26 protein-coding genes are annotated in these 24,852 nt (G+C 60.8%); 8 read left to right on the top strand and 18 right to left on the bottom strand.

Annotated features, from left to right (window positions below; genetic code table 11):
* Positions 1-183 precede the first annotated feature (183 nt).
* From CFBP4996_RS22665 to CFBP4996_RS22610, 12 genes are all read right to left on the bottom strand, one after another.
* Positions 184-999: a DUF2189 domain-containing protein gene (locus tag CFBP4996_RS22665; RefSeq protein ID WP_080853718.1), complete on the bottom strand. Its 816-nt coding sequence runs from the start codon at positions 997-999 to the stop codon at positions 184-186.
* 142 nt (positions 1,000-1,141) lie between these two features.
* Positions 1,142-2,587 (bottom strand): FGGY family carbohydrate kinase, encoded by a 1,446-nt coding sequence (locus tag CFBP4996_RS22660; RefSeq protein ID WP_080853719.1) that lies wholly within the window; start codon positions 2,585-2,587, stop codon positions 1,142-1,144.
* Positions 2,587-3,807, bottom strand: a complete 1,221-nt coding sequence (locus CFBP4996_RS22655) for an FAD-dependent oxidoreductase (protein WP_080853720.1) — start codon at positions 3,805-3,807, stop codon at positions 2,587-2,589. Before CFBP4996_RS22655 ends, CFBP4996_RS22660 begins: the two co-directional genes overlap by 1 nt.
* A complete protein-coding gene (locus CFBP4996_RS22650) occupies positions 3,804-5,201 on the bottom strand; it encodes an NAD(P)/FAD-dependent oxidoreductase (RefSeq protein WP_080854807.1) in 1,398 nt (465 codons plus the stop codon). Before CFBP4996_RS22650 ends, CFBP4996_RS22655 begins: the two co-directional genes overlap by 4 nt.
* A 144-nt stretch (positions 5,202-5,345) precedes the next feature.
* Entirely contained in the window at positions 5,346-6,140 is a 795-nt protein-coding gene (locus CFBP4996_RS22645) for an ABC transporter permease (RefSeq protein WP_080820314.1), read from the bottom strand.
* A gap of 13 nt (positions 6,141-6,153) precedes the next feature.
* On the bottom strand, positions 6,154-7,032 hold the full coding sequence (locus tag CFBP4996_RS22640) for an ABC transporter permease (protein WP_080820311.1): 879 nt from the start codon (positions 7,030-7,032) through the stop codon (positions 6,154-6,156).
* Positions 7,029-8,102, bottom strand: a complete 1,074-nt coding sequence (locus CFBP4996_RS22635) for an ABC transporter ATP-binding protein (protein ID WP_080853721.1) — start codon at positions 8,100-8,102, stop codon at positions 7,029-7,031. The genes CFBP4996_RS22640 and CFBP4996_RS22635 overlap by 4 nt, the downstream gene beginning before the upstream one ends.
* Before the next feature lie 274 nt (positions 8,103-8,376).
* Complete coding sequence (locus tag CFBP4996_RS22630) at positions 8,377-9,417, bottom strand: ABC transporter substrate-binding protein (protein WP_065654920.1); 1,041 nt, start codon at positions 9,415-9,417, stop codon at positions 8,377-8,379.
* Between the two features lie 62 nt (positions 9,418-9,479).
* Positions 9,480-10,145, bottom strand: a complete 666-nt coding sequence (locus tag CFBP4996_RS22625) for an RraA family protein (protein ID WP_080853722.1) — start codon at positions 10,143-10,145, stop codon at positions 9,480-9,482.
* Between the two features lie 15 nt (positions 10,146-10,160).
* Positions 10,161-10,943: a carbon-nitrogen hydrolase family protein gene (locus CFBP4996_RS22620; RefSeq protein WP_059761162.1), complete on the bottom strand. Its 783-nt coding sequence runs from the start codon at positions 10,941-10,943 to the stop codon at positions 10,161-10,163.
* A 147-nt stretch (positions 10,944-11,090) separates the two neighbouring features.
* Positions 11,091-11,999, bottom strand: a complete 909-nt coding sequence (locus CFBP4996_RS22615; RefSeq protein WP_020812348.1) for a LysR family transcriptional regulator — start codon at positions 11,997-11,999, stop codon at positions 11,091-11,093.
* A 241-nt stretch (positions 12,000-12,240) separates the two neighbouring features.
* Positions 12,241-12,900 carry a hydrolase gene (locus CFBP4996_RS22610; protein WP_003521973.1) on the bottom strand — a complete coding sequence of 220 codons (660 nt, stop codon included), beginning with the start codon at positions 12,898-12,900 and terminating at the stop codon, positions 12,241-12,243.
* 150 nt (positions 12,901-13,050) lie between these two features.
* Here CFBP4996_RS22610 and CFBP4996_RS22605 point away from each other — a divergent pair, with 150 nt between their 5' ends.
* On the top strand, positions 13,051-13,971 hold the full coding sequence (locus CFBP4996_RS22605) for a LysR family transcriptional regulator (RefSeq protein ID WP_080853723.1): 921 nt from the start codon (positions 13,051-13,053) through the stop codon (positions 13,969-13,971).
* A gap of 35 nt (positions 13,972-14,006) precedes the next feature.
* Here the strand turns inward: CFBP4996_RS22605 and CFBP4996_RS22600 are convergent, their stop codons facing one another.
* Positions 14,007-14,360, bottom strand: a complete 354-nt coding sequence (locus CFBP4996_RS22600; RefSeq protein ID WP_003521971.1) for an antibiotic biosynthesis monooxygenase — start codon at positions 14,358-14,360, stop codon at positions 14,007-14,009.
* 126 nt (positions 14,361-14,486) lie between these two features.
* Here CFBP4996_RS22600 and CFBP4996_RS22595 point away from each other — a divergent pair, with 126 nt between their 5' ends.
* Positions 14,487-15,374, top strand: a complete 888-nt coding sequence (locus CFBP4996_RS22595; protein ID WP_080853724.1) for a LysR family transcriptional regulator — start codon at positions 14,487-14,489, stop codon at positions 15,372-15,374.
* Positions 15,375-15,393: 19 nt separating this feature from the next.
* Here the strand turns inward: CFBP4996_RS22595 and CFBP4996_RS22590 are convergent, their stop codons facing one another.
* From CFBP4996_RS22590 to CFBP4996_RS22570, 5 genes are all read right to left on the bottom strand, one after another.
* On the bottom strand, positions 15,394-15,945 hold the full coding sequence (locus CFBP4996_RS22590) for a DinB family protein (protein ID WP_080853725.1): 552 nt from the start codon (positions 15,943-15,945) through the stop codon (positions 15,394-15,396).
* 88 nt (positions 15,946-16,033) lie between these two features.
* Entirely contained in the window at positions 16,034-16,630 is a 597-nt protein-coding gene (locus CFBP4996_RS22585; RefSeq protein WP_059761279.1) for an NUDIX domain-containing protein, read from the bottom strand.
* 28 nt (positions 16,631-16,658) lie between these two features.
* A complete protein-coding gene (locus CFBP4996_RS22580) occupies positions 16,659-17,504 on the bottom strand; it encodes a PhzF family phenazine biosynthesis protein (RefSeq protein WP_080853726.1) in 846 nt (281 codons plus the stop codon).
* A gap of 50 nt (positions 17,505-17,554) precedes the next feature.
* A complete protein-coding gene (locus CFBP4996_RS22575) occupies positions 17,555-18,184 on the bottom strand; it encodes a LysE family translocator (RefSeq protein WP_080853727.1) in 630 nt (209 codons plus the stop codon).
* A 36-nt stretch (positions 18,185-18,220) separates the two neighbouring features.
* Positions 18,221-18,625, bottom strand: a complete 405-nt coding sequence (locus CFBP4996_RS22570) for a VOC family protein (protein ID WP_080853728.1) — start codon at positions 18,623-18,625, stop codon at positions 18,221-18,223.
* A 136-nt stretch (positions 18,626-18,761) separates the two neighbouring features.
* Between CFBP4996_RS22570 and CFBP4996_RS22565 the strand changes: the two genes are divergently transcribed.
* From CFBP4996_RS22565 to CFBP4996_RS22540, 6 genes are all read left to right on the top strand, one after another.
* Positions 18,762-20,108, top strand: coding sequence for an aminotransferase-like domain-containing protein (locus CFBP4996_RS22565; protein WP_080853729.1), 1,347 nt, complete (start codon positions 18,762-18,764; stop codon positions 20,106-20,108).
* A gap of 51 nt (positions 20,109-20,159) precedes the next feature.
* Complete coding sequence (locus CFBP4996_RS22560; protein ID WP_080853730.1) at positions 20,160-20,780, top strand: nucleotidyltransferase domain-containing protein; 621 nt, start codon at positions 20,160-20,162, stop codon at positions 20,778-20,780.
* Positions 20,781-21,121: 341 nt separating this feature from the next.
* Complete coding sequence (locus CFBP4996_RS22555; RefSeq protein WP_080853731.1) at positions 21,122-21,889, top strand: aspartate/glutamate racemase family protein; 768 nt, start codon at positions 21,122-21,124, stop codon at positions 21,887-21,889.
* Positions 21,890-21,905: 16 nt separating this feature from the next.
* Complete coding sequence (locus CFBP4996_RS22550; protein ID WP_080853732.1) at positions 21,906-22,844, top strand: ABC transporter permease; 939 nt, start codon at positions 21,906-21,908, stop codon at positions 22,842-22,844.
* Complete coding sequence (locus tag CFBP4996_RS22545) at positions 22,844-23,647, top strand: ABC transporter permease (protein ID WP_080853733.1); 804 nt, start codon at positions 22,844-22,846, stop codon at positions 23,645-23,647. The genes CFBP4996_RS22550 and CFBP4996_RS22545 overlap by 1 nt, the downstream gene beginning before the upstream one ends.
* 64 nt (positions 23,648-23,711) lie before the next feature.
* A complete protein-coding gene (locus tag CFBP4996_RS22540) occupies positions 23,712-24,815 on the top strand; it encodes a type 2 periplasmic-binding domain-containing protein (protein ID WP_233283612.1) in 1,104 nt (367 codons plus the stop codon).
* Positions 24,816-24,852 lie beyond the last annotated feature (37 nt).

Here is a 24,852-nt window from a genome sequence, read left to right as displayed (position 1 = left end):
AGCGTCTCCTTCCTGTGCTACGGCCTCAATCGGTAAGGCAATCGCGAAAAGCAGACAGATCGGAAGAAAACGATATCACATGGCATCGCCGCACTCTCCATGGTCATCCCACCCGCCGCGGCTCCCCTCAGCGGGGCCGCAACGGCAGGAAGGATGATCTACGGATAGATTTCCTCTACGAATTCAGGGCTTACGGCTTGGATAATCGGACACGATCAGTTTCCGATAGAGGTGCCAGGTCGAGTGGCCGAGGATGGGCATGACGACCGCGAGGCCGATAAATACCGGGATCGTGCCGACGACGAGCAAGGCCGCGACGATCAATCCCCAAAGCGCCACGGGAACCGGGTTGGCAAGCGTGGCGCGGATGCTCGCATCCACCGCCGCGACTGCGCCGACATCCCGGTCGAGCAGCAGCGGGAACGCCACCACCGTTGTCGCCAGCACGACGACCGCGAAAACGAAGCCGGCCAGATTGCCCCAGACGATGAGGGAGAGACCTTGCGAGGTCGTCAATACGTCCGACAGAAAGGTGGAGAGCGAAACCGGACCGGTCGCATCGAAAGTCGCAGTGTAGATGCTCTGCGCAACAATCAACCAGACGACGAAAAGCACGAACAGCATGACGGCGACCGCGATGATCGACGGCAGGGCCGGAGAGTGACGAACCTCCAGTGCATGCCGCCAGGAGCTATCCAATCCCTGCTCGCGTCGTCGACTGATTTCATAAAGCCCGATGGCCGCGATCGGACCAATCAGTGCAAAACCCGACATCAGCGGATAAATAACCGGCAGCAGATTGGCGCCGGAACTCCACATCACCAGAAAAACACCGGCGATCGGATACATAAGACAGAGAAAAACATAGTGGGACGGCTTTTCTTTAAAGTCCTCAAGTCCCAGCTTCAACGCATCCACAATATCCGGGATGCCAACCTTGCGGACTTCCGGGCGGGCAAATTCACCACTCGCACCGGCCATGACATGGAATGCCGTCATAGCACTTCTCCTCCTGCGCCATGATCCGGCTGGCGGTACAGGAACGCTCGGTGACTTCTATCGACGCGTCAAACCGCAACCGGCTGTTTTGTAATTTATCAAATTTTGTCGCCTTTGTCGCCTGTTCTTTAAATTGGAGAAATCAGACGCCCGCCGCCGGCACGGTCGACGGAACCGCACTTGTGCAGGTTTTGGATCGTTGCCAGCTCCGTGCACTGTCTATGGCGCGTGCGAAGCGGGCATGGTCTTCGGCATCGACCGATCCATCGCGCGCGAATATCTCGGCATCGCCTCGCAGGGCCGCGACATCGACACCGCACAGTTCCGCCAGACCGAGCGCCGTCAGCTCGCGCATGGCGGGCACGCAAATGGTTCGACCGCTGGCGGCGGCCAGAAAGCGGGCGAAATAACGGCTGTTCGACAAGCCGCCATCGATGGAGATCGTGTCGCCTATGGGGGCGACGGCCGATGCCGCCTCGACCAACCGCGCCGTCAGCAGGGCAATGCCTTCCAGCACGGCGCGCACCATGTCACGCCGCTCGGTCGCGTGGTTCATGCCGATGAACAAAGGCACGGCCTGCCTGTCCCAATAGGGCGCGGCAAGGCCCGAAAGGGCGGGCACGAAGACAAGGCCGCGACGAATGGCCGACGGTCCCTCGAAACCGTCGAGTTCGGTATTTTCAGCATAGAGGCCGATCTTTTTCGCCCATTCAAGCGCCGCGCCGGCATCATAGATCCCGCCTTCGATGGCGAAAACAGCGGGGGCGCCCTGCATTTGCCAGCCAATGGTCGGCAGAAGCTCTCCCGTCGCCGGCCGCCCGTGACCGGCAACGGCCAGCAGAAAGGCTCCGGTTCCGAAGGTTATCTTGCAATCGCCGGCCTTGCGGCAGCCATGCCCATAAAGCGCTGCCTGCTGATCGACGATGGAAACGCGGATAGGCGTTCCCTCGACCGCGCCGAAGCCGCCATCGACAGGGCCGATTGTGGGCAGGCAATCCAGCGGCACGCCGTGAAGCGCGCAGAGTTCCGGGCTCCAGTCTCCGGTTGAGAGATCGAGCAGCCCCGTGCGCGACGCCGTTGCAAGGTCGGTGCGGAAACAGCCCGTCAGCCGGTCCAGAAAAAACGCATCGGTGGTGCCCAGCCGCAAACGGCCTACGGCGCGTGCCTGGGCCACCGCCGGATTGTGCCTGACCAGCCAGGCCAGTTTGCTGGCCGAAAAATAGGGATCGAGCGGCAGCCCGCAAATCTCTTTCGAACGATCCGTTGCCGAAGGCGCCATGGCGGCCAGCGCTTCGGCGGTGCGGGCATCCTGCCAGACGATGACCGTCGACAGCGCCTCACCGCTCACGGCATCCCACGCCAGGCAACTCTCGCCCTGATTGGCGATGGCGATGGCATCCACCGGCCCGGCGGCAGCCAGCACCGCGCGGATGTTGCCCAGCAGTTCTTCCGGATCATGTTCCACATGGCCGGCGGCCGGATAAAATTGCGCGTGACGCCGGCTGGCCACGACCTCCGCCGTGCCGCCATCGCTCACCACAAGGCACCGGGTCGATGTCGTTCCCTGATCGATTGCGGCAATGCGCATCAATTGGTCTCCCGAAAATGAAAGGCAATCCGCCCCGCTTCAAACGCCGCGCCGGGAATGGGCACCAGCACACGGCGTTCAGGACGCCACCGGCCGGTCTTGTTCCACACTTCCGTTCCATCGAGATGCAGCGAAAGCCGGCCTTGGACGTGTCTGGTGAAACGAAGCTGAAAATCGCGAAATGCGGGTCTGTCGAGCCCACCCGGCCGCAACATGGCGGGAACCGCCAGCTTGAGCGGATCGGCGAAGGTGACGGGCACCCCCGGCGCGCCGCATGGTTCCCGAACGAGATCGTCAGCCACCGCCGCACCAACCCGACGGCCTTCGCGAAACGCCCAGCCGCCCGTTTCCACGGCTCGCAAGACATTCCCGCCGGCGAAGAATATCGGGTTGGGCATCCGTCCGTCCTGATCGATCAGCGGCCCGGCGCTGCCTGCCGCAACATCCACGGGGGATGCATTGAGAAGCGCTGCCTCCGGCGTGAACCGCCCGGTGATCAGAACACCGTCGCATTGAACCGTCATGATGCGACCATCCGCCAGACGGATATCGGCTTCTTCGACCCGGCCGCATCCGCGAATATCCGTGAGTACCGCACCACAATAAAAGGGCACCCCGGCCAGTCGCGGAAACCAATGGAAAGGCGACCGCGCCAGCGGATGCGATTCCGGCTCGATCATCGCCACCGGCCGGGCGCGATGCGTCAGGCAGGTTAGAAGCGCGGAAAAGGAAACCAGTTCCGAACCGATAATAAGCGGCCGACGAAAGGGCATGATGCCGTGAAAGGCGACATAGGATTGCAGCGTGCCGGTGGTGACCACACCTACCGGCCTGTCGCCGGGTAAAAGTCGCGCGGAGCGTGGTTTTTCCCGCGCGCCGGTCGCAAGCACGATACGCCGGGCCTTTAGCGTCTCGACGCCGCGCGCCGACGTCACCAGCAGCGCGCCATCCTGCCCGAGTTCCACCACGGAATGACCGGTGCGGATATCGACACCCGCATCCTGCGCCTGCCGCTGCAGGCGTTGCGCATAGGCCGGACCGAAATAGACGCGTCCGAATTCACGCATGCCGAAGGGCGAATGCAGGCAATGCCGGGTCGCGCCTCCAAGGGCCGGCTCACGGTCAAGGATCATCACGCGGGCGATACCGCGCGCTTTCAGCTCCAGTGCCGCCGCCATGCCCGCCGGGCCGCCGCCGACCACGATCACATCCGCACTCATCGGTCGCCTCCCTCGCGAACGGCAAGCGGGGTCGCCAGGCGGTCGCCCGTCATCGCGGCCAGCCGGGCGTTGCAATAAAAACCCTGACAGCGGCCCATGCCGGCGCGGGTGCGCCGCCGCAGCCCACCGAAATCGCCCGGCGGCACCGGGCTTAAAAAGGTCGCCTCGATCTCGCGGCGCGTGACGAGTTCGCAATGACAGACGATTTCGCCGTGATCGGCACGCTGCCAGTCCCGCTCGCAGGTTTCGGTCAGGTTGGGCATCGTCACGTCGGGAGCCGAGGGCGGTGGGATAAAATGCGTGTCGAAACCTTCGTGAAGCCTCAGCGCATGTTGCGCCAGACCGAGGGCGGCGCTGAGGCCCGTGGAGCGAATGCCGCCGAGCGTGATCGCGCGTCGGTCCGGCCGGGCGGAAATGCGGTAATGCTTCCTTTCAGACGCCGGTCGCAGACCAGCATAAACGGCGGTCACGGCAACGGAGGCCAGCGCCGGAACGATCTCCGCACCGCGCTCCAGCAGTGCTTCCAGCGTCGCCGTCTCGACCGTCGCGCGCTCTCGGTCTTCCTGCTCTTCCGCCGTCGGGCCGACGAGAACATTCCCGAAGGCGGTGGGGCAAACCACGATGCCCTTGGTGATTTCGGTGGGAACGGGCAGGACGATGCGCGGCACATGCCGGCGGGCAGCCTTGTCCAGCACCACGAACTGTCCCTTGCGGGGCTTGATGGCGAAGTCGGGCGGAAGCCCCAGACGCGCATCGACAATATCGCCGAACAGCCCGGCGGCATTGACGACACTCGCGGCAAGGATAACGCCTGCCGTCGTCTCGATCAGCCACGTGCCGTCGAATACACCGGACAGAACTTCCGCGTTACGCACCAGCTGCGCGCCGAGCGCCACCGCCTGCGTGAGATAGCCGAGCGGCGCGGACCACGGATCGATGATATGTTCGCCCGGAACGTCGAGCGCGGCGACAAGGCGGTCGGACAGGCCCGGCATGGTTTCACGAACGTGCCCCGCTGTGAGAAGCTCAAGCCCGGCGATGCCGTTGCGCCGCCCCTGATCGGCGATCGCCTGCAGTTTTTCCGCCTCGTCCGGGTTCCAGGCGCAAACCAGCGCACCGGTTTCGACGAGGCTGAGGCCCATCTGCCCATGAATGGAGAGATATTCCGCCCGGCCTGCCTTCACCAGTTCCAGTTCCAGACTGCCTTCCGGCGCATCGAAGCCGGTATGGAGGATGGCGCTATTGGCCTTGGAGGCGCCGGAGAGGATATCGGAGCCTTTCTCGATGACCACCACCTTCGCACCGGCCAGCGCGAAACGGCGGGCGACCGCGCACCCAACGACGCCGGCGCCGATGACGGCGACATCAAATTCCGTGGAGGGGGTTTCAGCCATGGGCTTCCCTTTGCTTTTGTCTTTCAAAGCGAAATCAACGGGCGCGACGGATCGCGCCGATGCAGCAGCGGCGTTCATAAACGGGAGTGAAATTCGCGCCTATGCCAGTAGGGGCAGCCAGCGCCAGCCAGCGGCCCCGCGACTTTATTTCACGAAAGTCTTGGTCAGGCCCGCCGTGCGGTCGACGATGAGAACGACGGCAAGGGTGAGCACGATCAAGAGAACGGAAATGGCTGCAACGAGCGGATCGGCCTGCGTTTCCACGTGCTGATACATGGCGACGGGAAGCGTGGTGATGCGTGGGCCGGTGAGGAACAGCGAAATCACCGCTTCATCGAACGACACCAGAAAGGAAAGCGCCGCCGTCGCCACCACGCCCGGCGCGATCATCGGCATGGTCACGCGTCGGAAAATCGTGAGCGGCGATGCCCCGAGCGTGGAAGCGGCCTCCTCGAAGATCAGCGGCAGGCCGGCAAGCGAGGTGGTGAGAACACGCAGCGCATAGGGCAGCACGATGATGAGATGCGCAATCACCAGACCTGTGAAGGTGCCGAGCAGGCCGGCACCGGCAAAGACGATCAGGATCGCGAGGCCGAGAACGATGGTGGGCAGAAGCAGCGGCGCGGTGAAGAAGGCGAGAAGCGCATCCGCCCCGATCACCCGCATGCGCACGATGGCATAGGAGGCCGGTAGCGCGATCAGCATGGAGAGCGCGGTGACGATGACGGCGAGAAGGGTGCTGGTGCCGAGCGCTCCCATCATCTTGGAATTGTGCATGAGATCGACATACCAGCGCAGGCTCCAGCCGGAGGGCGGAAAGGTCATGTAGCTATCGGCCGAAAACGAGATCGGCACGACGAGAACGACGGGCGCCAGCAGGAAAAGGAACATGATGAAGGCGACGATTTTCAGCGCCAGCGGAGCGGGACGTTCTTCCATCTTCGATCTCCTTTTAAAGAATGGCCCGCAGAAGCCGGGAATAGAGCACCAGGGCAGCGCCGAAAATCACGAGAATGATCATCGACAGCGTCGCCGCAAGCGGCCAGTTGAGCGTCACAATGGCCTGATCGTAGATTTCCGTCGCCAGAAGGAAGACGCGTCCGCCGCCAAGCAGCTTGGGGGTGATGAACGAACTGACGGCGAGAACGAAGGAAAGCAGGCAGCCGAGGGCGACGCCGGGCATGGTAAGCGGCACGATGATCCGCCAGAAAACCTTCCACGGCGATGCGCCGAGCGTTTCCGCCGCCTCTTCGACACGCGGATCGAGCCTGCCGAAACCGGCAAGCAGCGCCAAGATCATATAGGGCATCAGGATTTCGGTTAGCCCGATGACGACGCCGACCTTGTTGAACAGCAGCCGCACGCCGCTTTCAGCGCCCAGTGCGAAGAGGATGTTGTTGATGAGGCCGTCATCGGCAAGGATCGCGATCCAGCCATAGGTGCGCACCACGGCCGAGGTGAGCAATGGCGAAATGACGAGCACCAGCAGCAGCGTCTTCCAGCGGCCCTGCGCCCGGTGAAGATAAAGCGCGATGGGATAGGAGGCGATGAGTGTGAGAACCGTGATTAGAAGGCTTGTCAGGATGCTCTGGCCGATCAGTTCGATATAAAAACCGTCGGTCAGGGTGGACGACCAGTTGTCGAGCGTGTGGGCCTCGCCGAGACCGCCGCCGCCAAGGCTTTCACGGAAGGAAAGCAGGAGCAGGTTGAAGACGGGCATCACGAAGGCCAGCCCATTGACCGCAATGATCGGCCCGAGAAGAAGCGTTGCGAGAAACACCATGGAGGATGTGCGGCTGCCGGGAGCCGTGATCATGACCGCCGCTGTCATTGGCCTGCTCCGAAGACCAGCGTGTCCTCCACGCGCCAGACGAGGCTGACCGCGCTGCCCGCCGCCACAGGTGTTTCCCCGCCCGAAGTCGCACGCTCCACCGACAATGTCTGTCCGCCCGCGGCGATCTCGTAGTGAAGGATATCGCCTGCATAATAGACATCGCGAACCTCACCGGCGATGCGATTGACCGGCGCTCCGTCGAAATCGGGTGCGGCGTCACCGGCAACCGTCATGGCCATGCGGTGCGGCCGTACCATAAGGTCGATGGTGCCGTTGTGCGAGCCGGGCGCACGCAATACCGCATCCCCAATCGTGATGTGATCGCCGACGGCATTGCCGACCAGCCTGTTGGTGCGGCCGACGAAGGAGGCGACGAAAGCCGTTGCAGGGCGCTCGTAGAGATCGCGCGGCGTGCCGAGCTGTTCCAGACGCCCGCCATTGAGCACGGCGACCTTGTCGCACATGCTGAGCGCCTCGACCTGATCATGGGTGACGAAGATGGAGGTGATGCCAAGCTGCTTCTGGATGCGGCGGATTTCAGAGCGCATCTCGTCGCGCAGCTTGGCGTCGAGATTGGAAAGAGGTTCATCGAACAAAAGGATGGAGGGCTGGATGACGAGTGCACGCGCCAGTGCGACGCGCTGCTGCTGGCCGCCGGAAAGCTGGGCGGGGCGGCGGTCCTCGCGCCCTTCCAGACGCACCATGGCAATCGCTTCGCGCGCACGCCGTTCCGCTTCGGCAGCCGGTACCTTGCGCATTTCAAGACCGAACATGACGTTCTTGAGAACCGTCATATGCGGGAAAAGCGCATAGCTCTGGAAAACGAGGCCAATATCGCGCTTATAGGGCGCAAGCTGGGTCACATCCTTGCCGTCGATCAGGATCGAACCTGACGTCACGGGGGCAAGGCCGGCAATCATCCGCAGCGATGTCGACTTGCCGCAGCCGGATGGACCGAGGAAGGCAACCAGTTCGCCCTTGGGAATCTCGAGATTGAGATTATCCACGGCGACCATGGTTTCGTAGCGCTTGGTCAATGAACGAATCGAGAGAAATCCTGGCTGCATGATGTCTGAAGTTCCCATTCTGGCTTTTTGCCTTTCTCCAGAACATGTCCCATCCCGGCGGGTCGCGGACATGCCCTGTCCCTTGATCTATGCAATCGCGGCGGAAATTCACCTGCGCTCTGCGCAGCGCTTTCCCTATGCAGGCCTTCGGACCACTCCCCTCCATCGATCCCAACACCGACGGAGGAAATGAGCCGGAGCCCATGCCGTTTCCGCATCCGCCCGAAGGGGATGCGGAAGTCTTGCCATTTTTCACGACAGAGACGCGAAAGCCTTAGCGGCTGAGCGGGATGACCTTGCGGCGCCAGTCCTGCGTGATCTGGTCACGAACCTTCGAGAGGCCGATCCAGTCGACCGGGATAACCTTGTCCATCGCCTTGACGACCGTGCGATCGCTGACATCGGGAGCCACCGTGGCCTTGGCGTTGGTCGGCGCATAATACATGGCGGCGGTGAAGGCGGCCTGGGCTTCCGGGCTCAGCGCGTAATCGATGAACTTGCGGGCCGCCTCGGACGACGGGCCGCCCTTGACGAGGTTGAGCGTATTGATCTGCAGGATCGTGCCTTCCTTCGGAAGAACGACCTTCATCTTGCCCTTGGAACCATCGGCATTCACCTGGCTGCGGGCATTCCAGCCCACGCCCAGCGACACCTGGCCATTGACGACAGTCGGATAGACTTCCGGCTTCGGTTCCCAGGTCTGGACGTTCGGCGCGACTTCCGCCATGGCATTGATGCCGGCGTCGATATTCTTGATGAAGTCGGTGCCGCCATTCATGTGGTCCATGATGATGGTCGTGCCGATACCGACGATGTCAGGAGCGCTCAGCATGGCGATCTTGCCCTTGAAGGCGCTGTCTTTCAGGGCATTCCAGCTATCCGGTGCGGTCTTGATTGCATCGGTATTGTAGATGAGAACGAGGTTGTCGAAAGTCACGCCGACACCGGCGACGCCTTCGAAGCGGGCGTTCGGATAGAGGTCGGCAACGTTCTTGGTAACGCTTTCATCGACCTTGTCGAACAGGCCTTCGTCCGTGCCGGTCTTGGCGACGGAGACGTCCATCAGCGCGATATCGGATTGCGGAGCAGCTTTCTGCGCACGCAGCGAGCCGAGCATGGCGGCGGAACCTTGCTGCGGGAAATAGTCTACCTTGATATCCGGGTTGGCGGCCATGAAAGGCTCGATGACGGCCTTGGTGTAACGCTCCTGGAAAAGGCCGCTATAGCCGAGGAACGTCACGGTCTGCTGGGCGTGCGCCGGCAGGGCGGCCGCGCCAAGCATGAGAATCCCACTCAGAAGTATCGATTTCTTCATTGTCCTGTTCTCCTCTATTGTTATTGGGAGTGGCGAACGGATCCGCCACCCGAAAGATTGTGTCAGGCGCTCAGCTTGGCCTGGACGAATTTATTGGCGCCGGAAATATCCGGCAGCTTCTCGCCGTTGCGCAGGCGTTCCAGAAGCACGATCTCGGCTTCCTGCATGCCGATGGCGCGTTCCGCCATGGCGCGGGCCTGGCTCGGATGAAGGGCGACAACGCCGCTTTCGTCGCACAGGATCGCATCGCCCGGATTGATCATCTGGCCGCCGACGCTGATCGGAACGTTGATCGCGCCTTCCAGACCAAGGATCTTGGTGGTGATGGGCGACGGGCCGCGGCACCACATTGGCATGTCGACCTTGGTGAACTCCGAGAAATCGGTCGCCGGGCCATCGACGACACCGGCTTTCACACCCGCCATCTTCATGGTGTTGGTGATGACGCCGCCCCAGCAGGCGTGGCGTGTATCACCGCAACGGTCGATGAGAACGATATCGCCCGGACGCACGAGTTGCGTCAGGTAGTGGAGCATGGTCGAATCTGCATTCGGGATGCGCAGCGTGACGGCGGTGCCCGCCACGCGCTTGCCCGGAAGAACGGCCCGGATTTCAGGATCGACGAAACCGGAATGAAGCACATGGCCGATCGTTGCGACTTCGACCTTTTCAAGAAGCTCGATGATGTCGGTGCCGATCTGTTCCGGCATGGGGTTGACGATAAACATTGGGTCTTTCTCCGATCAGAGAACGTGGTGGTTCGCCACCGGCACGTTGGCGCGCACCTTGGCCGAATAGTCGAAGTCGAGAGCGGCGCCGGCAGTTCCGACGGTGTCGGAGCATTGCGCGACGATGTGACCCCACGGATCGATGACCATGGAATGACCCCAGCAGGCCTTCTTGCCGCCTGCATGGGTGCCGATCTGGCCGACAGCGAGGAAATAGGTCTGGGTTTCGACGGCGCGGGCGCGGGCCAGCACTTCCCAATGGTCCTTGCCTGTCATCAGAGTGAAAGCCGCGGGCAGAACGATAACATCTGCACCCTTGTCCCGCAGGGCGCGGAACAGTTCCGGGAAGCGGATATCGTAGCAGATGCCGCAACCGACCGTCCTGTCGCCAACCTTGTAGGTCACGACCTCTTCGCCACGGGCAACGGAATCGGATTCACGGTAGCTGATGCCGTTCGGCGTATCGACATCGAACAGGTGAATTTTACGGTAACGGGCGATCTGTTTGCCGTCCGGGCCGAAAACGAGCGTCGAATTGTAGAAGCGGTTGCCTTCCTTCTCGACGATGGAACCGGCATGCAGCGTGATCGCGTGCTTTCTGGCCAGATCCGAAAGCAGCGAGTAAATCTCGCCGCCGGGGAATTCTTCCCCGCTCTCATGCATTTCCTGAGGATTATCTCCAAGAAATGCGAAGTATTCCGGAAGAACAACAAGATCAGGACTATCCGCCTTGACTGCCTTCTCAATTAAATCGGCAGCAACCTTGAGGTTTTCTGCCTTGTCGTTCTGGGTATTCATTTGAACAAGTGAGACTTTCACGTTGCTCTCCTCTCATGTTGCGAGGAGAATTAAGAACGGGAACTGTTTTCCTGACAAACGGAAAAACTCTATCGAAACCCATAAGGTAAGCTTATAGATTAATCATTTTGCGTTGCAGCATAAAATTTAAGCTGCGGCCGTCATCCATTGTGTGGTGGTTTCACTGACGATTTCCGTCGCCATGTCGGCAATGGCACGGGCAAGCGCGTTGTCGCCACGCTCCTGATAAACCGTGTGGAAGGTAAGAGGCGGCACCGGCGGCGTGATGTCGAGAATACGCGCTTCGCCCGATTTGATGATGCCGTCCACCAAAACGCGCGGCAAGGCGCCCACCCCGACGGCCGTGGCCACAAGGCGCGTCATGATCGACAGCGAATTGGAATTGTAGATGCGGCTATCGGACAGGCCATGGGAATCGAGAAGCGCCCGCAATGCCTGGTGCGGTTGTGAGCCGGTCGAGAAGGTAAGCAGCGGAAAATGCGCGATATCTTCAAGCGTGACACCGGTTTCCGGCAGCGGCAGTTCGACCGCGCCGACCCAGCAGGATTCGAATGTACAGAGCGGTGAATTATAAATATCCGCAGCCATGATCGGCCCCATGATGAAACCGACATCCACCTCGCCGTTCTGAATGCGCTGCGAGAGTTTCAGGCTGGTATCGATGGTCAGATCGAGGCTGACACCGGGATATTGCTCGTTCACGCGGCGGATAAGCAGCGGCAGCCAGGCATAGACGATCGTATCGGCCGCACCGATCCGCACCGTACCCCTCAGCGCCTCGCGGTTACTGACAATCTGCCGAAACTCGCCGGTGAGGTTGACGATCTTTTCGGCATGTTGCAGCGCCAGACGACCGGCGGGCGTCAGGTTGACGCAGCGCACATCGCGCGTGAATAGCACGACACCGAGCTCCCGCTCCAAAGCGGCAATCCGGTTGGACACCGATGCTTGCGTTGTGTGCAAACGTTCCGCGGCTGCCGAAAAGCTGCTCAATCGAGCAGCCCAGAGAAAAGTTTCGAGGAATCGCGTATTCATGGGCTCAATCTTCTCGCATGGCTCCGCGATCCAGCTCCAAGTCTCTGGCTTCGTCTTGCCCTTGGCCTTTGTGGTTCAAGGGGCAGTATGTCCGATGCGCGCGCCCATAGGCAAGCGATCAAAGCCGGCGCCTCCCTTTCTCATGGGGATCGCGCCGGCCTCGTTTGCAGGGTGGGAGAATAGCCTTGAGGCGACGGGATGGCGGGAGCCAACAGACGCCCGCGCCATCCCTGCCCGGTTCTTAGTGACCGCCCTTTGTGGCCGGCACCGGCGTGTTGAGAAGCTGCTGTTCCCAGAGATAGGCGATGCCGCTGCCGCCGAAGTGCTGGATGAGGATTTCGGTCAGTTCCTCGACATGCTCGGTGCGCGCCCAATCGCGCTGCCATTCACCGGCGAGCGCCATAACGGTCATCGGGTTCGCACCGGCCGCGATCATGCGCTGGATGGCAACTTCGTGAGACTCCTTCGAAATCCCGCCCGACGCATCGGTGATCACGGTCACGTCCCAACCTTCGCCGGCTGCCTGGATGACGGGCATTGCGACGCAAACCTCGGTCCACAGGCCGGCGATGATCAGTTGCTTGCGGCCGGTCGCCTTGACGACGTTCACCACATTCTCGTCCTGCCAGGTGTTCACCCAGGTGCGATCGATGACTTCCTGGCCGGGGAACACATCGGTGATCTGTTTGAAGAGAAGTCCGCCGCGCGCCGCAATCACGCTGGTGAGAACCGTCGGAACATTGAAGGCTTTTGCCAGCTTCGCCAGTGCGGTCGTGAGGTTGACCACAGCCTGCGGATCGTGGCTGTTCAGGTTCGCGAGCTGATAGGGCTGATGATCGATCAGAACGAGGACGGAATCTTCAGGGCGGAGAAGTGAATCGAGGCCGTTACGAAAGGTCATGGGTTCATCCTATGTTGGCGGTTTATTGAAGCGCTTGCGCAAAGACATGCGCCCCTTCGGGCGTTGCCGCGGGACGAAACTTGTCATTCCTGTTTATGATGCGGTAGTCCTTGTCAGCGCTGAGCTGTGTCGCAGAATGAGGAACGCTGAGTGGATATCGAAGATCTTCGGACATTCGTCGAAGTTGCAGATGCGGGAGGCGTCACTTCAGCCGCAATGCGGCTCGGCATCTCCAAGTCGATGGTCAGCCGGCGGCTCGTGCGGCTTGAAGCCGAGCTTGGTGTCCAGCTTCTGGCCCGATCCACACGCGGCGCTTCCCTGACAGAAGCGGGCGCAACCTTCAGGGACTATGCGGCGAGGATTTCAGCCGAAATCGATGTGGCGAGGGAGACAATTCTTCCGGCTGGCGAGCTCCGCGGGCGTCTGCGGATTGCTGCGCCGCTTTCTTTCGGCCCGACGCATTTCGCACGGGTGATTGCGCAAATGGCGTGCCGCTATCCCCAACTCCAGATCCAGACCTGTTACACGGATCGTTTCGTGGATCTGATCGCAGAAGGGTATGATTGTGCGATCCGGGTCGGCCACCTTCAGGATTCCAACCTTGTCGCCAGACGCGTCGGCCCCCTCTACGGAAGTTTCGTCGCCAGCCCGGACTATATCAGGGCCAATGGCTCTCCGGAGACACCGGAAGAACTCCTAACTCATCAGGCGCTCATGCAGGGAACGGAGACCTGGCAGGTGATGGATGGAGACAGGGTGACAAGCATTCGCCCACAGGGACGTTTCAAAGCCGACAACGGGGCCGCCCTCGCCGTCGCCGCAGTTGCCGGTCTGGGGATCGCCGTGTTGCCCGACGATCTGATCCAGGATCATCTGGACTCGGGCGAACTGGTCCGCGTCATGAAACGCTATCCGCCGCCGCCAGCGGGAATATTTGTCGTCAGACCGCCCGGCCAGCATCCGGCAAGAAAAATCCGGGTGCTGACCGAAATGCTGATCGAGTGCTTTGACCATGGCCCGGCGACGGCCTTCCGTTCCAATGCCGGGGGAAGCCCCCCGGCCGCCACCTGACCGGCACGTTTTCAGAACCGAACGCGCTCTATCCGTCACTCAGCAATGGGCTTCGGGAGAACCAGATCGCCGACGGTGTATGTGTGAAACTCGCTCCTGGAGACGGCGTCCAGTTTCCGGAATTTTTCGACGAATTGCGGATCGGAAAAGAACTCGTCGACATTGCCGGTTCCCTGAATGGCCTCGACATTAACAACGGTCTCTCCGTCGGTGCTTTTCGCAAGGCTGCTCCAGAGAAACCCTTCTTTTCGTTCGGCAACATAGTGAACGACATCCTGAATAATGGCGAAGGCTTCGTCCTGCTTTCCCGGATGCGCATGAATGACGTTGACAACGAAGGTCGTGGGAGCGGGAGAGCCCGCAAAAGCTGCGATAGGTTTCGTTTCCATGAGTTATCTCCATTTGAAGCTCGGGCCATTTCAGCCGCGGCGACATCTGGATATCGGAAGCAAAATAGCGGATAAACGAGCTGCTATTCTTAACATACCGGACAAAAATTCCTTAATTGCGGCGTCATGGACAAGCTCGGAACACTCGGCATATTCATTCAGGTGGCGGAAGCGGGAAGCTTCGTTGCCGCCGGGCATCGCCTCGGCATCTCCGGATCAGCCGTCGGAAAAACCATTGCACGTCTGGAGGAGGAGCTGGGCGTAAGACTGTTCAATCGCTCGACACGCAGCATGGCCCTGACGGAGGACGGAAGTTTCTTCCTCGACACATGCCGGCGCATCCAGTCCGAATATGAGACCGTGCAGGCGCAACTGTCGAGATCGCAGGCCGTTCCGCGCGGGCAACTTCGTGTGAGCCTTCCGCTTGCGGGCATGCTTCTGATGCCGACGATATCCGCCTTCATGGAGGCATATCCCGAAATCAGCCTCGACCTCGATTTTACCGATCGTCTGGTTGACGTCATCGAAGAGGGATTCGACGCCGTCATCCGAACGGGCGAGATCAGGGACACACGGCTGATGAGCCGCAAGCTCGGCACTTTCAGGCACAGCGTCGTGGCGGCGCGTGACTACCTCAAGACGCATGGACGCCCGGAGGTTCCGGAAGATCTTGTCCGGCACCGCTGTCTCCACCATCGCTTCGCCAATTCCGGAAAGCTTGAGCCGTGGCCGCTGGTTCGCGAAGGACGCGAAATCAGGATCGATATTCCGGTCGCCACCGTTGCGAGCACGCTGGAGCCCCTGATCTACCTTGCGGAACGATCATTCGGGATAACATGTCTGCCCTCATTCGCGGTGACATCCGAAATCGCTGAAGGGAAACTGGTATCGCTGCTGGACGATTATATGGCCGACACAGGGACCTTCCGCGTCCTCTGGCCGACCAATCGATATCTCTCTCCAAAAGTCAGAGCATTTGTGGACTATATGGCCGCCAATCTTTTCGCCCGGTGATCGCACCGACGGCAAGCGCTCAGTAAGCGCCTCGACAATGATCCCTGATAAAGACGGGAAGATCGTTTGACGGCGGCGTAAAAGGCACCTGATACATCATGTCGCCGACAAAGCCGCGGTGATAGGTGCCATGATTGACGATATGCAGCACGATCTGCTCGCGGGTCATGACGCCTTCCCCTCCTCCGACAAATTCGAAATGAACGGCTGTCGCGAGGTCTACGTCCGACCAGGTGTCGACCATATCGACATACCAGCGGTCCATTTCCTGAACCGCTTCCCATAATTCGCCAATTGCGGGCGTATGGTCGGTGTTGCGGGCGGTGTAGCCGTGTTTCTTTCCTTGTAGATGATGCCTGAAAATATCGTCCACCACATAAACATGGTTCAGCGTATGCACCATGTTTCCGAACCGCGTCGGCCTCTGCCGAAGGGCTTCACCTTCCGGCAGCTCCATCACGCTTCCGAACGTCAACCCGTTCGCCCAGGCCTTGTAGCGTACCAGCATTTTCAGGGTGTCCGTTGCCGAGGCGGTGGATGCGTGAACGGGGCTGAGCGGCGCAATACCCATGCTGAAACTCCTTCGTATTTTTGAACTTCAAAACAATGATCGGGTTGATCCGGCGCTCACGCCCCGGACCGGAGGCATTGGATGAGGATCAGCGTGCCGCGATCTTTTCCTGCAAGAGCCGGATGGCGAGATGCTGGATCAGAATGATCGTCTTGGCATCGCGAATATCGCCGCGGCCGATCATCCGCATCGCCTCGGGCAAGGCGATTTCCAGCACGTCGATGTCTTCGCCCTCGTCCGCTGAACCGCCGCCTGCCCCGACCTTATGTTTCTCGGCATATTCGCCGTAGAAAAAGGCGAGATATTCCGTGACCGATCCGGGGCTCATATAGATATCGAACAGATGCGTAAGTTCGGAAACCTCATAACCGGTTTCCTCGATCAGTTCCGCACGCATGCGCGTCGCCGGGTCAGCGCCTTCCAGCAGCCCCGCCGGTGTCTCGATCAGCGATTCCAGACCGCCATTCAAAAGCACGGGCAACCGGAACTGGCGAGTCAGGAGGACATTGTCGCTTGCCGGATTGTACAACAGGCATGTCGCCCCGTTGCCGCGATCATATGCCTCCCGGGTCTGCCGTTGCCAGCTTCCGTCCCTCAGCTGAAGTTCATACTCATACTTGGTCAGCCGTCCCCAATCATCCGCCAATACGCGTTCGGAAATGGGGCGGTAAACACTGCTACTCATCAAATTCACCTCGTTTTCGTCTGTCTTTTCAAAGGCCTTGCAGCTGGCCTTCGACATGCGTGTGCGTCTCGCCGCCAACCCATATCTGGCCGGCATCGTCGCGCGTCAGGTAGATGCGGCCGTGGCGGCCAAGGCGCGTTCCCTGCGCCGCGACATAGTCTTCGCCAACCACGCCCGTCGCGAACAGCCATTGCGCCAGCGAGGCGTTGAGGCTTCCGGTAACGGGGTCTTCGACGATGACGCCCAGATGATCGCTGAAGAAGGCGCGAACCTCAAAGGCGGTCTCGCCGCCTTGCGCATGAGGGCCAACCACACCGATATCGATGCGGCCGGGCCAATTGCGGGCCGGGTCGAGGCCAAGCACCTTTTCGGCCGATGCCAGCCTGATCCCCAGCCAGCCGGGACCATTATCGATCCACGCGGCATCGATGATATCGCAAGCCTCGATCCTCAATAGCTGCCGCGCCTCTTCCAGTTCGGCCGGCGTCGGGACGCCGGAACGGATAAGCGGCGGAGCGGCAAAACAAAGTCGTCCATGCGAGCGCCGGATCGTGACCAGTCCCGCACCGCATTCCTGAACAATGGCGGTTTGATTTTTTGGCATGCCGTTGGCGGAGAGCCAGGCATGGCAGCTGCCCAGTGTGGGATGCCCGGCAAAGGGCAACTCCCTGTCCAGCGAGAATATCCTGACCCGGTAATCAGCCTGCGCATGGGTGGGTTGCAGCAGGAAGGTGGTTTCGGAAAGGTTGAACCAGCGCGTCAATCCCTGCATTTCATCCGTCGACAAAGCATCGGCGCCGATGACGACCGCCAGCGGATTGCCGGAAAGCGGCCCGGAGCCGAACACGTCGATCATATGGATAACAAGACTCATGGCATGGCTCTTTCAGTTGGGATTGATCGGCAACGCGGACGGCGGGGCTGTCAGCTCTGCGAGAGAAGCAATTTCAACCCCGCAACGGCAAATACCGCAGAAAGCACGGATTCGATCCAGCGCCGCAATCTGGTGTAAAGCGCAATCATCGAGGCGGTGGAAAAGAGAAGCGCATAGCTGCCGAATACGATGACGCCGAGAAGGGCGCAGCCGCCAACGATCGCCGGCAACATGCCCGCCGGCGCGTCCTCGCGAAACCCCAGCGACATGATCGCTATCCACGCCATGATCGCCTTCGGGTTTCCGATATGCATGACGAGACCCTGCCGGTAGAGCGCCCGATAGGGCGGCGTCGCACGCCCGGTATTCGTCCCCACAAGGTCGGAGACCGGCTTCAGGGCCGACATGCCCGCTCGAAAGGCCAGATACAGCAGGTAGACGCCGCCAAATATCTTGATGATGAAAAGCGCCTGGGCATAGGCAGCCAGCACGGCGGACATGCCCGTCGCAGCAAGGATCGCCCAGAAGAGCGAGCCGGTGATGACACCGGCAGCCAAAGCGAGGGCGGGCAGACGGCCATCGCGCATTGCCGTGCCCATGATCGCCATGTTGCTTGGCCCCGGGCTGGCGGTGGCGACGATATAGGTGCCGTAGACGAGGGCGATCTGGCTGGCGATCATTCCGATTTTCTCCAGAAGCAGGACACTTCCCCAGCACTATTGCTGGAGGTCTCCGCGATGAACGATATGGACCTTGTTGCCGTCAGGGTCACGCAGATAGGCGCCGAAATAGCCGTCTCCGTAATGCGGGCGCGGCCCCGGACCTCCTTCATCCGTGCCGCCACGCGCAAGGCCGCCGGCATAGGCCATCTCCACCGCCTCTTTCGACGGCGCCAGAAAGGCGACCATGCCGCCGTTGCCAACCGTGGCTGGCTCGCCGTTGAAAGGACGATAGACATAAAAGCGGGGCAACGGGGAGTATGCTGCCACCCAGCAAAGCGCCGCAGGCCCGCCATCCGGGGTAACGACCCGCCGCGTCAGGCCGAGCGGGACAAGCACGGCATCGTAGAAGCGTTCCGCCCGCTCAAGATCACGCGTTCCGACGGTTACATGGCTGAACATTCGATCCTCCAAGCGCCGGCATGATGGCCGATTGCCCGCCGTAAAGTGTGGATTTCAATCAGCGTCGTCATAGCCTATGTTACACTTGCTGTTTATTGAAATAGTGTAACGTGACACTTTTATCGAAGGTAAGGCTGTGCTGCTGCAATCCCCATGGACTCCCCGTCTTGCAGATATTGAGGCGAATGCCGCAGAACGGCTGGTGCTTGCTCTTGCCGATGACATCATCGAGGGGCGGCTGACGGGCGGTGACCGTCTGCCCGCCCATCGCGATCTCGCATGGAAACTGGGGGTGGGGCTCGGCACGGTGACAAAAGCCTATTCAGTGCTCGAACGGCGAGGACTGACACGCAGCGTCAAGGGGCGGGGAACATTCGTCGCGCTCCAGGAGGCGCACAAGGATCGGCAGTTCGACCTCTCCTCCAATGCGCCGCCGGCCACGCTCAACGCCCGCATTCTGGCCAGGACGCTAACGGGGATCGCCCGCAGGATCGATGCGGATCACATCAATTTTTACGCCCCGCCCACCGGACATCTGGAACACCGCCGCCTTCTGGCCCACTGGCTAGAAACGCTGGGTCTGACCGTCGATCCGTCACATCTGGTGCTGACGAGCGGCGCCCGCCAGGCGCTGGCCCTGGCCTTCGATCTCGCCTGCGGCCCGAAGGGCCTGCTCCTGACCGAACGGATCACCTATCCCGGCGCGATCGCACTGGCCCGGCGTAAAGGATACCGGATGCAGGGTATCGAAATCGATGCCGAAGGCATGGTGCCGGAAGCACTTGCCGCAGCGCTCGCCGATACGGCGTCACGTAACGGCACAGCAGTCTATCTGACGCCGACGCTGCATAATCCGACAACCGTCACCATGGGTACAGCGCGGCGGCAGGTCATTGCGGATATTTGCCGCCGGGCGGGCGTATGGATCATCGAGGACGGTGTTTATGCGGCGTCGGCCGAGGCCTTGCCGCCGCTCGCCTCATTGGCTCCTGAAATCTCGTTTCATGTGAACGGGCTCTCCAAGTCCCTTGGTCCCGGCCTGCAGATCGGCGTGCTTGCATTACCGGCAGGGCTGCACGACACCGCCGAAGACCTTCTGCAGGACATGCCGATGGCCCCATCCGCACTCTCCTGCGCGGTGGTTGAAGATTGGCTGACCTCCGGCATCATCTCGTCAATTCAGCGGGATTTACGCCATGAGGCCCGACGGCGCTCCAGCCTGGCGGTTTCACTGCTCGGCACGAACCAGCTTGGCTCGCATCCCGATGCATACAACGTCTGGCTGCCGATGGCACGCGACGCCGCCAATCGTTTCGCATTCGCCGCTACGGCGATGCGTATCAAGTTGACCCCTCCGGAATCCATGCTGGTGAATCCCGGCGATCCGGCGAGCGGTATTCGGCTCTGCCTCGGCGGCCCGTCATTCGACGATCTCACGGAGGCGCTGACGCTTCTGGCGGGGCTGCTGAAGCGTTGGCCTTGAGGCCATCGGCAAATAAACGGCAATACGAAAATTGCATGGAAGCGACCGTATATGATGAGTGATCACCCGCTAGTGCCGGACCAGAATGCGTGGAACCCCTGGAGCCCTGCCGAACTGTCCCAGCGACTGGGCGGCGTATCGCTGCCATGGTGCGTTGTCGGCGGCTGGGCTCTCGATCTGTGGCAGGGGAGCAAGACGCGTGAGCATGACGATCTCGAATTCACGGTCCTGCGCGAAAATCTGGGTATTTTTCGCCGGACACTGGGTGACATGGAGTTCTATACTGTCAACGATGGCACTATCGAACCGCTGCCGGCGGACCAGCACCCGGCTCCCGAGATTTTTCAAATATGGTGCTTCGATCGCCCTGCCGGGTGCTGGCGCGCCGATATGATGATCGAGCCGGGGACGAATGACACCTGGGTTTACAAGAGAAATCCGGAAATGACGCGGCCGCGGATCGAAATGGTGTCGCTGACCGCAGACGGCATCCCTTATCTCAATCCCTCCGCCGTGCTTCTGTTCAAGGCAAAGCACAGGCGCCCCAAGGACGAGGACGATTTCGCAAAAGCCCGGCCAAAGCTACCTCTTGCGGAACGCCTTTGGCTGCGAGACTGCCTCGAGCGCCTGCACTCGGGTCACGACTGGGTACGGGCGCTGCGCCTCCCGTAAAGCCCGCTTACGGTTAAACCGTTCGCAAAACGCCAAAAGCGCCTCATTTTACGACTTTGATCGCCCAATGTTTAGTCAAACATCGGAGGCGCATCTGTTTTATGCAGCAACACCTATCTAAACGGATAGGTACTGCACTTTCAAACCAGCCATACTACCCACCCAAAAGAGTGAAGCCCCTATTCGCCTAAGCTCTTTCGTCCGGCGGCAAGCCGATGCACCGTAAGGCATCGGAACAAGCGGCGCAGTCACCGGAAGCTCGGCAAGCGTCGGATACGCAACTTCAGGCCTGGTTTTGCCCGCATATGCAAGTCGTTGCGGTGCTGAAGGAGATATCGAGAATGCGTGACGTCCATGTTCGTGTCGTATCCCCCATCGTAACGCGCGGCTTTCGCAAGCTGGCGGATCTCAAGGCGCTGGAATATCCCGGCATCAGCCTTTCCCACGCCGAAATAGCCACCGGGCCGGGCTCGATCGAAAGCGAGTTCGAGGCGGCGATGTCCGTTCCCGGCACCCTGCTTGAAATAGCCCGCGCCGAACGTGAAGGCGTCGATGCCGTCATCATCGACTGCATGGGCGATCCCGGCCTGCGCCCGGCACGGGAGATTTCCGGCATGGTCGTTCTCGGGCCATGCCAAACCGGCATGCATGTTGCTTCCATGCTGGGACACAAATTCTCCGTCATTACCGTCATGCGCCGCCTGATCCCGTCTTTTGAAAACACCGCCGCCCTTTGTGGCCTTTCCAGCAAGCTGGCCTCGGTGCGCAGTGTCGATATTCCCGTGCTGGATCTCGAGGCGGACCTTGCCGCCACCGCCCGCCGCCTCGTCGAGGAAGGCAGGAAAGCGGTGGAGGAAAATGGCGCGGAAGCCCTGATCTTCGGCTGCACCGGCCTGATGGGATGTGCCGCCGGCCTGCGTGAAGGGCTGCTTGCCGAGGGCATCGACGTTCCCGTCGTCGATCCCATCCCGACAGCCGTTTCCATTGCCGCCGGCCTCGTCCGCGCCGGCCTTTCCCAGAGCAAGATGACCTATCCGGCACCGCCGGAAAAGGAACTGATCGGCTACGACGCACTGCACAGGGCCATGTTGCCGCAAGCGGCCGAATGACGGGAGATCACGCAACATGGCGGTATCCGCAATGACGACAACGGACAAGCAGATGGACGGCCTGCCCCTCGCTCAGGTTTCGCCGGCGCCAAAACGCTCCAGCGACGGTTTCGGCTTCTGGCTGCTCCTGCTGCCCGCCCTGATTTTTTTCATCGCCTTCTTCGTCGTGCCCACCGCCTCGCTTTTCGCCCTCGCCTTCAACAAATCGGTGGCCGGCGTCATCACATTGTCGAGCGCGATCACCTTCGACAATTTCGTGCGCATCTTCACCCGCGCCATCTATTACGAGGCCATCCTGCGTTCCGTCGGCATTGCAGCCGTGGTGGCGCTCGTCTGCCTGGTGCTCGGATATCCGCTTGCCTATGTCATCGCCAAAACGGTCAATCCCGGCCGTAACACCCTGCTGATGATCCTCGTATTATCGTCCATGCAGCTCGACATGGTCATCCGGCTCTATGGGCTGATGGTACTTCTGGGCGATAACGGTCTCATCAACGGCGCGCTCATCCGCATGGGCATCATTTCGCAGCCGCTGCCGCTGATGTACAATATTTTCGGCGTCGTGGTCGGGCTGGTGCAGATCACGCTGCCTTTCATGATCCTCTCCCTGATCGGCATCATCAAATCCATCCATCCGGCGCTGGAAGAGGCGGCCAGATCGCTTGGCGCCTCCCGCACGAAGGCCTTCTTCTCCATCGTACTGCCACTTTCCATGCCGGGAATCCTGGCGGGCACACTACTGGTCTTCGCGCTCGCCATTTCATCCTATGTCGTGCCGGCGCTGATGGGCGGCTGGAAGGTCATGGTCATGCCGATCCACATCTACCAGCAGGTGGCGGAAACCGGCCGCTGGCAATTCGGCGCGGCAATCGCCGTGGTCCTCTTCGTCACCAGCCTGATGGCGATCGCCGTCTATCACCGCGCTGCCATGCGCACCACGGGAGGGCGCAGCTGATGCGTGAGGAATCATCCATTCCGCTTGTTTTCAGACTTCTGTCGGTGCTGACGCTGACGGTTTTGCTGGTCCCCGTCATCATCGTCATCCTGTCCGGCCTGAATGCCGGCGACTATCTGACCTTTCCGCCGCAGGGTTTTTCCCTGCGCTGGGTCTATGCCTTCCTGACCTCGCCGACCTTTCTCTCGGCCTATGGCGTTTCCTTCCTCGTTGCCGGCATCTCGACAGCGATTTCGACGGTGCTCGGCACCATGGCGGCACTGTTCCTCACACGGTCGTCGAGCCGTCTTGTCGCACCGCTGCGCGCCTTCTTTATGATGCCCATCGTCCTGCCGGGGGTGGTGCTTGGCCTTGCGCTCTATGTGTTCTACGTCACCACCGGCATCGGGCTCGCACGGAGCATGACAGGGCTTATCATCGGCCACGTCATCGTCACCTGCCCCTTCGTCATCGCCACGGTCACCGCAGCACTCGTCGGCTTCGACCGCAGCCTGGAAGAGGCGGCGCGGTCGCTCGGGGCGTCTCCCTTCACCGCTTTTCGCCTCGTGACGCTGAAGATCATTTCGCCGGCCATCTCGGCGGGCACCATCTTCGCCTTCATCATTTCCTTCGGCCAGTTCGAGGTGACGCTGTTTCTCTCGACGCCAAACCTGCAGACGCTGCCGATGGCGATGTATGTGGCGCTGCGTTACGCCTTCGAACCCACCGCGGCGGCGGCAGGCATATTCGCCATCCTTCTCGTCGTCGTCTCGATGGTGGCGACCTCCAGGCTCATCAATCTGAAGCGCATTTTCGGCGGCTAGGGCTCCGCCGGACATTCAATGAAATACCCGTATCCATAGATTCAAAAACAAGGGGAACATGGACATGACAGGAATGACATTCGATCCCAACCGCCGCAAGCTTCTCAAGATCGGCGCGGCAGCAGCAACCCTGCCGCTCTTCAACATCAACCACGCCTTCTCGCAGGACGTGACCTATGACGGTTCCGTTTTCGATGCCGGCGGCGCGGTGTTGCGAATAGGCGAATGGGGCGGCCCCTGGGGCGAGCTGGTGCACAAATATCTGCTGACCGACTTCGCGAAAGATTTCAACTGCAAGATCGAATATGATTCCACCTGGCCGTGGTTTCCGAAATTCGTCGCCAACGGGCCGAAGAAACCGCCGCTCGACATCACCAACTGGAACCTGCCGGAAATGTTCAAGACGGCGGCGGCGGGCGATTTCTTCCACACGATCGACGAAATCCTTCCCAATGTGCCAAACGGCAAAAATCTCTGGCCATTTGCCACCTCGAACGGTGTCGGCGTCACCTGGGCCTTCAACCAGTATGTGCATGCCTATCGCACCGATCTCGTTACCCCGCCGCCCACCAGCTTCAAGGACATGTGGAAGCCGGAATTCGCCGGCAAGCGCGGCACCTACATCACCTCCAACACGCTGCAGATGGACTTCTTCCTCGTGGCCTGCTCGCTGTTCGGCAAGGATCAGTACGATCTCGATGCCGGTTACAAGGCGATGAAGGAATTGATGCCCGCCAAGATTTCGGATTTCACCGGCAACATGCAGACGCTGATGGATCGCGGTGAAGTGGTCATGGCGGTGCAGAGCGACGCCGAACCCATGCAGGCCCGCGACAAGGGCGCGCCTTTCGCCGTCATGTACTGGAAGGAACTCCAGCCGATCCTCACCCAAACCTACACGGTCAGCCGCTATTCCGAGCCGACGCAGAAGAAGCTTGCCTATGCGCTTCTCAACCGTGCGCTGGAGCCGTCCTTCATGACCAATATGGGCAAGGAATTCTACCTGCGCCCCACCGTCTCCAATGCCGTCCTGCCGGATAATCTCGTCAAGGCCGGCATCGTCAACAGCGCCGACGCCACCAAGGATTTCTGGTTGCCGGACTGGAAGGCCTATCTCGAAAACGAAGACGATATCGTCGAGACCGTGAACGAAATCTTCGCGGGCTGACCCTCGCACCCGCAGAACGTCGTGGCCGGTCCCGCCG

The sequence above is a fragment of the Agrobacterium leguminum genome, assembly GCF_005144435.2.
GTDB lineage: Bacteria > Pseudomonadota > Alphaproteobacteria > Rhizobiales > Rhizobiaceae > Agrobacterium > Agrobacterium leguminum.
The sequence above is the reverse complement of the archived record's forward strand: the minus strand, read 5'-3'. Positions and strand labels throughout refer to the sequence as shown.

Excerpts from the sequence above, each read along its gene's own strand:
- CFBP4996_RS22575 (WP_080853727.1), bottom strand. The coding sequence starts at position 18,184 with ATGATCGCCAGCCAGATCGCCCTCGTCTACGGCACCTATATCGTCGCC.
- CFBP4996_RS22635 (WP_080853721.1), bottom strand. The coding sequence starts at position 8,102 with ATGCAGCCAGGATTTCTCTCGATTCGTTCATTGACCAAGCGCTACGAA.
- CFBP4996_RS22545 (WP_080853733.1), top strand. The coding sequence starts at position 22,844 with ATGCGTGAGGAATCATCCATTCCGCTTGTTTTCAGACTTCTGTCGGTG.
- CFBP4996_RS22655 (WP_080853720.1), bottom strand. The coding sequence starts at position 3,807 with ATGAGTGCGGATGTGATCGTGGTCGGCGGCGGCCCGGCGGGCATGGCG.
- CFBP4996_RS22630 (WP_065654920.1), bottom strand. The coding sequence starts at position 9,417 with ATGAAGAAATCGATACTTCTGAGTGGGATTCTCATGCTTGGCGCGGCC.
- CFBP4996_RS22640 (WP_080820311.1), bottom strand. The coding sequence starts at position 7,032 with ATGACAGCGGCGGTCATGATCACGGCTCCCGGCAGCCGCACATCCTCC.
- CFBP4996_RS22625 (WP_080853722.1), bottom strand. The coding sequence starts at position 10,145 with ATGTTTATCGTCAACCCCATGCCGGAACAGATCGGCACCGACATCATC.
- CFBP4996_RS22660 (WP_080853719.1), bottom strand. The coding sequence starts at position 2,587 with ATGCGCATTGCCGCAATCGATCAGGGAACGACATCGACCCGGTGCCTT.
- CFBP4996_RS22585 (WP_059761279.1), bottom strand. The coding sequence starts at position 16,630 with ATGAGTAGCAGTGTTTACCGCCCCATTTCCGAACGCGTATTGGCGGAT.
- CFBP4996_RS22615 (WP_020812348.1), bottom strand. The coding sequence starts at position 11,999 with ATGAATACGCGATTCCTCGAAACTTTTCTCTGGGCTGCTCGATTGAGC.
- CFBP4996_RS22600 (WP_003521971.1), bottom strand. The coding sequence starts at position 14,360 with ATGGAAACGAAACCTATCGCAGCTTTTGCGGGCTCTCCCGCTCCCACG.
- CFBP4996_RS22650 (WP_080854807.1), bottom strand. The coding sequence starts at position 5,201 with ATGGCTGAAACCCCCTCCACGGAATTTGATGTCGCCGTCATCGGCGCC.
- CFBP4996_RS22610 (WP_003521973.1), bottom strand. The coding sequence starts at position 12,900 with ATGACCTTTCGTAACGGCCTCGATTCACTTCTCCGCCCTGAAGATTCC.
- CFBP4996_RS22550 (WP_080853732.1), top strand. The coding sequence starts at position 21,906 with ATGGCGGTATCCGCAATGACGACAACGGACAAGCAGATGGACGGCCTG.
- CFBP4996_RS22570 (WP_080853728.1), bottom strand. The coding sequence starts at position 18,625 with ATGTTCAGCCATGTAACCGTCGGAACGCGTGATCTTGAGCGGGCGGAA.
- CFBP4996_RS22560 (WP_080853730.1), top strand. The coding sequence starts at position 20,160 with ATGATGAGTGATCACCCGCTAGTGCCGGACCAGAATGCGTGGAACCCC.
- CFBP4996_RS22540 (WP_233283612.1), top strand. The coding sequence starts at position 23,712 with ATGACAGGAATGACATTCGATCCCAACCGCCGCAAGCTTCTCAAGATC.
- CFBP4996_RS22645 (WP_080820314.1), bottom strand. The coding sequence starts at position 6,140 with ATGGAAGAACGTCCCGCTCCGCTGGCGCTGAAAATCGTCGCCTTCATC.
- CFBP4996_RS22665 (WP_080853718.1), bottom strand. The coding sequence starts at position 999 with ATGACGGCATTCCATGTCATGGCCGGTGCGAGTGGTGAATTTGCCCGC.
- CFBP4996_RS22620 (WP_059761162.1), bottom strand. The coding sequence starts at position 10,943 with ATGAATACCCAGAACGACAAGGCAGAAAACCTCAAGGTTGCTGCCGAT.
- CFBP4996_RS22590 (WP_080853725.1), bottom strand. The coding sequence starts at position 15,945 with ATGGGTATTGCGCCGCTCAGCCCCGTTCACGCATCCACCGCCTCGGCA.
- CFBP4996_RS22555 (WP_080853731.1), top strand. The coding sequence starts at position 21,122 with ATGCGTGACGTCCATGTTCGTGTCGTATCCCCCATCGTAACGCGCGGC.
- CFBP4996_RS22580 (WP_080853726.1), bottom strand. The coding sequence starts at position 17,504 with ATGAGTCTTGTTATCCATATGATCGACGTGTTCGGCTCCGGGCCGCTT.
- CFBP4996_RS22595 (WP_080853724.1), top strand. The coding sequence starts at position 14,487 with ATGGACAAGCTCGGAACACTCGGCATATTCATTCAGGTGGCGGAAGCG.